We start from the raw sequence: 7704 nt of genomic DNA, 5'->3' as shown, positions 1-7704 counted from the left end.
TGGCGTTCTCCCCGATCAGTGCGCGGCGTTCAGCGCGGACAGGCGGCCGTCTTCGTAAGCCGGTTCGTATTCGGGCCAGTAGGACTCGCGGACCCAGGCGTCGTCGTAGACGGTGGCGAGGTAGCGCTCGCCGAAGTCCGGTGCGACGGCGACCGCCTTGAGCGGCGTCCGCCCGGCGTTGCCCTCCAGCCAGGCCAGCGCGCCCGCGACCACCGTGCCGGTCGACCCGCCGAACAGGAAACCCCGCCGGGCGAGCTGGCGGCACCGGCGGACCGCGTCCGGCTCGCCCACGTGCACCACTTCGTCCACATAGGACTCGTTGAGGATCGGCGGGCGGACGCTGGTGCCCAGCCCCGGGATCAGCCGGCGCGCGGGCGGCCGGCCGAAGGTCACCGACCCCTCGACGTCCACCGCGACGATCCGCGGGTAGCTCCCGGCGTCGCGGAAGTAGCGGGCGCAGCCCATCAGCGTCCCGGTGGTGCCCGCGCCGACGAACAGCACGTCCACGTCGGGGAACTGGCGGGCGATGGCCGGCCCGGTGGTGAGGTAGTGCGCCATCCAGTTGTCCGGGTTCCCGTACTGGTTCAGCCACACGTACCCGTTGCGCGCGCACAGCTCCTTGACCTGCGCGATGCGCGCCCCGAGGAACCCGCCCTCCGCGGCCGGCTCGGTGACGACGTGCACGCGGGCCCCGAACGCCGCCATCATCCGCCGGGTCGCCTCGTTGCAGCGCGCGTCGGTCACGCAGACGAAGCCGTAGCCGCGGTCGGCGGCGATCATGCTCAACGCGACGCCGAGGTTGCCCGAGGAGGACTCCACGAGCGTCGCGCCGGGCGCGAGCAGGCCGCGCCGCTCCGCGCTCGTGATCATCTCCAGCGCCGCCTTCAGCTTCACCGAGCCGGCGAAGTTGAACGCCTCGCACTTGAGGTACAGGGCGGGCCCGAAGACCGGCCGGAGGTCCACGTACAGGTTCTCTTCGTTGTATTCCTGCGGAGCCGAGATGATGGGCACGCACAACCCCTATTCGTGTCAGCGAGCCGCGGCCCGGTGCCGGTCCAGCTCGTGGAAGAAGCCGTCCACCACCGAAAGGTCCCCCGCCGCGGCGGTTTCCTCGTACACGTACTTCGCCACGGCGAGGTCGAGGACCCCGAGACCGAACGGCGAGAAGATCAGCGGGCGGCCGGCCCGCGGTTCGAGCCGGCCGGTCAGCACGTCGAACAGGGTGCCGGACAGGAAGCCCCGGTCCCCGGTCAGCTGCTCGGCCAGGTGCGGCGAGGTGTTCGCCTTGAGGCAGTGGTCGACGTCGTCGACGACGTTGGTGGAGACCAGGACGATCTCCGGCGCGATGTCGCGCAGCGAGACGTTGAGCACCAGCGGGTCGTGGGCGAACCAGTCGACGTCGGTCACGTACGGCTCGGCGGCGACGGTGGCGAACACGACCAGGTCGCTGGCGCGGATCAGGCTCTCGGCGCCGTCGTGGCCGGTGATCCGCGCGGTCGTGCCCGTGCCCGCCAGGTAGTCGCGGAACCCCGCGGCCGACGACGGGTGCGTGTCGTGCACGCCGATCTCGTCGAACTCCCAGCCGGTCGCCTGCAGGTAGGTGTGGATGAACCGGGCGATCAGGCCGCCGCCGACGAAGCCGACGCGGCGCGGCCGGCCGCGGACCTCGCTGAGCACCGCCGCGGCCAGCGCGGCCGAGGCCGCCGTGCGCGCGGCGCTGATGATGGAGCTTTCCAGGCAGGCCAGCGGATACCCGGTGGCCGGGTCGTTGAGGATCAGCACGGCCGACGCGCGCGGCAGCCCGTTCGCGACGTTCCCGGGGAAGCTGGAAATCCACTTGAGACCGTCGACGCCGTCGTCCCCGCCGAGCGAGGCGGGCAGCGCGATGATCCGCGAGTCCGGGCGGTCCGGGAAACGCAGGAAGTAGGACGGCGGGTTGACCGTGTTCCCCTCGCCGTGCCGGCGGTAGGCCGCCTCGACGAGGTCGACGACCTTCTTCTCGTTCCCGGACAGGACCTGGGAAACCTGCCGGCCGGGAATGACCGCGAAGGGAGGAATTTCGTTCCGCTCCGGCATTGTCCCCTCCGTTTCCGCCCGTGTTCCCGGGCTTCGGTGGCTTGCGGGAACGACGCTAACCGCGCCGCCCCTTGCATTCCGCCACCACTGCTGGCGGGCGGCAAGCGGGCGCGCTGCTGGACTGGGGCCCGCGCCGTCGCCGGAAGGGAAGGGCCGAGGAGTGACCGCTGCGATCGAAACCGAGGGACTGACCAAACGGTACGGCAGCCACCAAGCGTTGCGCGGGGTGGACCTCCACGTACCGGCGGGCACCGTGCTGGGGGTGCTGGGGCGCAACGGCGCGGGCAAGACCACGACCGTGCGGATCCTTTCCACGCTGCTGGTCCCGGACTCCGGCCGCGCGTTCGTCGCCGGGCTCGACGTCGTGCGGCAGCAGGCCGAGGTGCGCACCCGGATCGGGCTCACCGGGCAGTACGCCGCGGTCGACGACCGGCTGACCGGGCGCGAAAACCTGGTGCTGCTGGGCACGTTGCTCCACATCGGACGCCGGAACGCCCGGGCGCGCGCCGCCGAGCTGCTGGCGCAGTTCGACCTCACCGACGCCGCCGACCGGCAGGTCCGGACGTACTCGGGCGGCATGCGCCGGCGGCTGGATCTGGCCAGCTGCCTGGTTTCCCGCCCGCCGGTCGTGTTCCTCGACGAGCCGACGACCGGGCTGGACCCGGCCAGCCGGGCCGTGCTCTGGGCCGCCATCCGCGACCAGGCCGCGGCCGGCGCCACGGTGCTGCTCACCACGCAGTACCTCGAAGAGGCCGACCGGCTCGCCGACCGCGTCGTCGTCATCGACGCCGGCAAGGTCGTCGCCGAAGGCAGTCCCGAACAGCTCAAGCGCGACGTCGGCGGCGAATGGCTCGAAGTGTCCGTCACCGACCCCGCGCGGGCTCGCGAGGCCGGAGAAATCCTCGCGAGCCTCGGCGGCCCGGTCGAGGTCGCCGACGGCAAGCTGAGCGCGCCCGTCCCCGACGGCACGGCGGGCATCGCCGCGGTGGCGGGAAAGCTGCACGCGAACGGCATCGCCGTGCTGGACTTCGCGTTGCGCCGGCCGTCGCTCGACGACGTTTTCTTCGCCATCACCAAGACTTCGGAAGCGGGGACCCACCGATGAGCACTCTCCTCAGCGACGTCGCGGCGCTGACCGGACGCCGGCTGCGCGCGACGGTCCGCTCCCCCGCGAAGATCGTCGGCGTCCTGCTCATGCCGGTCAGCCTGGTGCTGGTGCTCGGGTTCCTCTTCGACGGCTCGATCACGCTGCCCGGCGGCGCGCCCTACGTCGACTACCTGACCGCCGGCGTCGCCGCCCAGGTCGGCCTGACGCTGGTGGCCACCAGCGGGCTCGGCATCGCCGACGACCTGGCCGGCGGCCTCGCCGACCGCTTCCGCTCGCTGCCGATCCCCCGCTCGGCGGTCCTGCTCGGGCACACGCTTTCGGACCTCGTGCTGGCCGCGGCCGGGATCGCCGCGACCACCGGGATCGCGTACGTCATCGGCTGGCGGATCCACAGTGGACTGCTGCCCGGGCTGGCCGGGTTCGGGCTGCTCCTGCTGTTCGCGTACGCCATGCTCTGGCTCGGTGTCCTCATCGGCCTCACCACCCGCGGCGCCGAGGCGATCAGCGCGATCGCCGCCCTGGTCATGGTCGTCGGGTCCTTCGTGTCGAACGCCTTCGTGCCGCTGCGCGGCCTGCCGGGCTGGCTCGCCGCGGTGTCCGAGTGGAACCCGGTGAGCTCGGTGGTGGCCGCTTGCCGCCGCCTGTGGGGCAACCCGGACCTGGTCACCGCCGGCGCCGGCTTCCCCCAGCGGAACGCGACGCCGATCGCGCTCCTCGTGCTGGCCGTCGTGCTGGCGCTGGCGATCCCGGCGGGGACGCGGATCTACCGGGCCGCGGCGGCCTGACCGGCGACCGGACGGCCCGCCAGCACCTGCGGCGGCCAGACGTCCGGGGCCAGCAGGCCGTTGACGTAGGCGCGCGAGACGAGCTCGGTCCGGTTCCGCACCTTCAGGCCGCGCAGCATCCGGTGGATGTGGTACTCCACGCCCTGGCGGGACAGGTACAGCCGCCGGGCGAGCTCGGCCGTGCTGGCGCCGGCCGCGATGCCCTGCAGGATCTGCGTCTCGATCTCGCTCATCGCCCGGGTGCGCCCGGCCGGGTCGAAGGTGCGCCGCTGCACGCGGTCCGGCAGGAACAGCAGCAGCACCGCGCCGGGACCCCGGCCGGGCAGGGCGGCGGCGATCAGCGTCACGGGCAGGCCGCCCGCGGCGGGCACGAGCGGGGTGAACCGCTCGCGGAACCCGCGCTCGCCCTGCAGCACGAGCCGCGAGAGGCGGCGTTGAACGCGCTCGGACACGAACGGGTGCAGCAGGGTGGGCAGGTCGGCCTGGCAGACCTCGGCCGCGCTCCGGCCGAACAGGGTCAGCAGTTCGCGGTTCGCCGCGAGCACGCGCAGCCGGTCGTCGAGAATCGCCGAAGAGACGTCCGAGTTGTCCAGGAACGAAGAAAACATTCGCTGGTATTCGCCGCCGATTTCCCGTTCCCGGCCGAGCGGGAATGCGGTGCGCGCGGTTTCGTCGAGCACGGAGCCGTGGAGCCGGCTTTCGGACATGGAAAACCCCCGGTTCGTCGTCGTGCGATGCGGGAACGAGTGGTACGGCGCCGAGTGCGCCGGGCATCACCACCGTCGAGAGTCACCCTAGGAACGGGCCGTCACCGGCGTCAACGCGAACGGGTGAGTACGGCCTAATCCTGTGGCACTTCGGGTGACCGTACGGTGACCGCACCCACCGAACGGTTCGGTGCGGGAGTTTGGAGGTTCTTCTCGAATCCGGTCCCCGGGTTGACAAGTCCGGCCGGCAGCCGAACTCCGCGAAGCCACGGTTCTTCCACAAATGTTAAGACCACCTTAAGGGCTGCGCGAGCCCTCAAGGTGGTCTTTGCCGAGTTGTTGCCTGATTCAGCTGGTCAGCTTCTCGAAAGCGGCACGGAGGGAGTCGAGCGTCTCGGCGATGTGCGGCAGCGTGAGCGGCTCCGGGGACCGCAGGGCGGCCCAGCGCTGCTCGTCGTCGGCGCCGTACAGCAGGCTCGTCGCGGCGCGGAACCGCAGCGCGCGGGGATCGTCGCCGAGGTGCTCGCCGCCGAGGACGGCCACGCCCAGCTCGTCGATCAGGTACTCCTGCAGGGACGCCGACCCGGTGACGCCCTTCCCGGCCAGCACGTCACGCGCCGGCTCGAAGTCCGGGTAGACGTAGAAGCCGCCGGTCGGCGGCCGGCAGGTCGCACCGGCCTCGGTGACCACGCGGTGCACCCCGCCCGCCACGGCGCCGTGCAGGCGGGTACTGGCCCGCAGGTGCGCGGTCACCTCGGGCGGCTCGCTCAGCGCCAGGCAGGCGACCTCCTGCATCGGGCCCGCCAGGGTGGACCAGATCTCACTGGCCAGGCCCAGCACGGTCGAGCGCAGCTCCCGGCCGCCACCGGTGGCCGGGAACCGGGCGAAGCCGATCCGCCAGCCGCCGAGCGCGAGGCTCTTGCTCAGCCCGGACGTCACGACCGTGCGTTCGGGGACGAACTCGGCGGGACTGGCGTACGCCGCGGCCGGGTCGTGCAGGATGTCGCGGTAGATCTCGTCGGAGACGATCAGCAGGTCCTCGGCCTCGGCGATCTCACAGAGCCGCCGCACGACGCCGGGCGGTGCGTGGGTGCCGGTGGGGTTGTCCGGCGACGTCAGCAGCAGCATCCGGGGGCGTCCGCCGGCCGCCCGGAACGCGCGCAGCGCCCCCGGCAGCAGGTCGGGGTCCGGCACCCCGCCGCAGCCGGCCGGGATGGGCACCTTGAGCACCGGCCGGCCGAACAGGCGCGCCTGCGGGGCGTAGGTGACCCAGCAGGGCTGCGGCAGGACGACCGCGCCGTCGACGGCGGCCATCAGCGCCAGCAGCAGCGGCTTGCTCCCGGGCGCCAGCACGACCTGGTCCGGCTCGGTCGGCAGGCCCCGGCGGGTGAAGTAGCCGGCCGCGGCCGCGCGGCTGTCGTCCGCGCCCGCGACCGGCCCGTAGGCGGTGCGCCGCGCGCCGGCGAGCAGCCGGTCGGCGAGGAAGTCCGGCAACGGCAGGCGGGACTCGCCGAAGCCGAGGTGGATCAGCGGCTGCCCGGCCGCGTGGCGGCGGTTGACGGCCTCGTCGAGCGCCAGGTTCGGCGAGACGGCGTGCCCGGCGGTCACTCCCCCGCTCCTCGCACCAGGTGCTGCGAGCGGACGGCCTCGACCAGGTCGGGCGCGGTGTCCGGGAGCAACTCCAGCTCGTCGAGCCAGGCGGCGTCCGGGTCGTGGCGGGCGAAGAACGGCCTTCCGGTCAGCCCCGGCCGCCGGGCCTGCAGGAACCGCAGCTGGAACAGCCGCTGCCCGCCGAGCTCGACCGTGCCGTCGACGACGACCTTGCCCGGCGTCGCCGACATCACCGGCCCGCGGATCGTGCGGGCGAGCCCGGGCAGCCGGCCGTACGCCGCGGCGAACAGGTCGTGGGCGCGGGCGAGCGGCACCTTGAAGTAGTCGTGCGGCCCGGTGTCGCGGGCGACGAACATGTAGTACGGCACGGCGCCGAGGGCCAGTTCGGTGCTCCACAGCCCGGCCAGGGCGGCCGCGTCGTCGTTGACGTGCGCGATCAGCGGCGACTGGCAGTACACCCGCGCGCCGGTGCCGAGGATCCGCTTGATCGCCTGCCCGGCGACGTCGGTGGCCAGCTCCCGCTCGTGGCTGTAGTGCGCCATCACCGAGAGCGTGCGCCCGGAGGCGACGACGTCCTCGTAGAGCCGCAGCACGGCGTCCGCGTCGGCGTCGGTCACGAAGCGCTGCGGCCAGTACGCGACCGACTTGGTGCCGATCCGGATCGTGCGGACGGTGGGGATCGCCAGCAGCGGCTCGAGGTGCACCCGCAGCCGCTCGGCCGACATCACCATCGGGTCGCCGCCGGTGACCAGCACGTCGGTGACCTCCGGGTGGGCCCGCAGGTACTCGACGAGCTGGTCGGCCTCCTTCACCGCGAACCGCAGGTCCTTCTCGCCGACGAACTGCGCCCAGCGGAAGCAGTACGTGCAGTAGGTGTGGCAGGTCTGGCCCTGCTGCGGGAAATACAGCACCGTGTGCCGGTACTTGTGCTGCAGGCCGCCGAGCTCGTCGCCGTCGAGCGTGGGGACGTTCAGCTCCAGCTGGCCCGACGGGTGCGGGTTGAGGCTCTGGCGGATCCGCCGCACGACGACGGGCAGGCCGGCCCGCCGGCCCGATCCGGTGGCCGCTTCGGCCAGATCGTGCTCGTCCTCCTTCGAAAGCATCCCGTTCTGCGGGAACACCAGCTGGAAGATCGGGTCGTCCGGCACGTTCGCCCAGTCGATCAGCTCGGTCAGCACGTACTCGTTCACCCGGAACGGCAGTACGAGGGAGAAGAGGCGGATGGTCTCGGCGAGCCCTTCCGGGACCGGGAACCGCTTGAGGATTTCGTCGAGTTTGCTCGGGCCGTACGCTTCGAACCTGGTGCCCACCGGGGCCGGCTGTTCCAGCAGCAGCTTCACGTCGACAATTCCCTTTCCTTCGAAACTCGGCCACGGCCGGAAACCCATCGGATTCTTTTTCCCGGGGCAGTTCTGTT

General features: G+C 72.3%; 7 protein-coding genes. 2 read left to right on the top strand and 5 right to left on the bottom strand.

Annotated features, from left to right (window positions below; genetic code table 11):
• Positions 1-15 precede the first annotated feature (15 nt).
• Positions 16-1011: a 2,3-diaminopropionate biosynthesis protein SbnA gene (gene sbnA, locus ACWEN0_RS35735; protein WP_451983810.1), complete on the bottom strand. Its 996-nt coding sequence runs from the start codon at positions 1009-1011 to the stop codon at positions 16-18.
• A gap of 18 nt (positions 1012-1029) precedes the next feature.
• Positions 1030-2076 (bottom strand): 2,3-diaminopropionate biosynthesis protein SbnB, encoded by a 1047-nt coding sequence (sbnB, locus tag ACWEN0_RS35730; RefSeq protein WP_451983808.1) that lies wholly within the window; start codon positions 2074-2076, stop codon positions 1030-1032.
• A 160-nt stretch (positions 2077-2236) separates the two neighbouring features.
• On the opposite strand from sbnB, the gene ACWEN0_RS35725 reads away from it, so the two are divergent.
• Both ACWEN0_RS35725 and ACWEN0_RS35720 read left to right on the top strand, forming a co-directional pair.
• Entirely contained in the window at positions 2237-3181 is a 945-nt protein-coding gene (locus ACWEN0_RS35725) for an ATP-binding cassette domain-containing protein (RefSeq protein WP_451983806.1), read from the top strand.
• Positions 3178-3969: an ABC transporter permease gene (locus ACWEN0_RS35720; RefSeq protein WP_451983804.1), complete on the top strand. Its 792-nt coding sequence runs from the start codon at positions 3178-3180 to the stop codon at positions 3967-3969. The genes ACWEN0_RS35725 and ACWEN0_RS35720 overlap by 4 nt, the downstream gene beginning before the upstream one ends.
• Here the strand turns inward: ACWEN0_RS35720 and ACWEN0_RS35715 are convergent.
• The 3 genes from ACWEN0_RS35715 to ACWEN0_RS35705 form a co-directional block, all read right to left on the bottom strand.
• Positions 3948-4676 carry a LuxR C-terminal-related transcriptional regulator gene (locus tag ACWEN0_RS35715; RefSeq protein WP_451983802.1) on the bottom strand — a complete coding sequence of 243 codons (729 nt, stop codon included), beginning with the start codon at positions 4674-4676 and terminating at the stop codon, positions 3948-3950. The two genes, ACWEN0_RS35720 and ACWEN0_RS35715, sit on opposite strands and share 22 nt — an antisense overlap.
• A gap of 348 nt (positions 4677-5024) precedes the next feature.
• Complete coding sequence (locus tag ACWEN0_RS35710; RefSeq protein ID WP_451983800.1) at positions 5025-6284, bottom strand: pyridoxal phosphate-dependent aminotransferase; 1260 nt, start codon at positions 6282-6284, stop codon at positions 5025-5027.
• Positions 6281-7627 carry a KamA family radical SAM protein gene (locus ACWEN0_RS35705; RefSeq protein ID WP_451983798.1) on the bottom strand — a complete coding sequence of 449 codons (1347 nt, stop codon included), beginning with the start codon at positions 7625-7627 and terminating at the stop codon, positions 6281-6283. Before ACWEN0_RS35705 ends, ACWEN0_RS35710 begins: the two co-directional genes overlap by 4 nt.
• Positions 7628-7704 lie beyond the last annotated feature (77 nt).

The sequence above is a fragment of the Amycolatopsis sp. NPDC004378 genome, from assembly GCF_053602455.1.
This window is presented reverse-complemented; position numbering and strand designations above follow the sequence as displayed.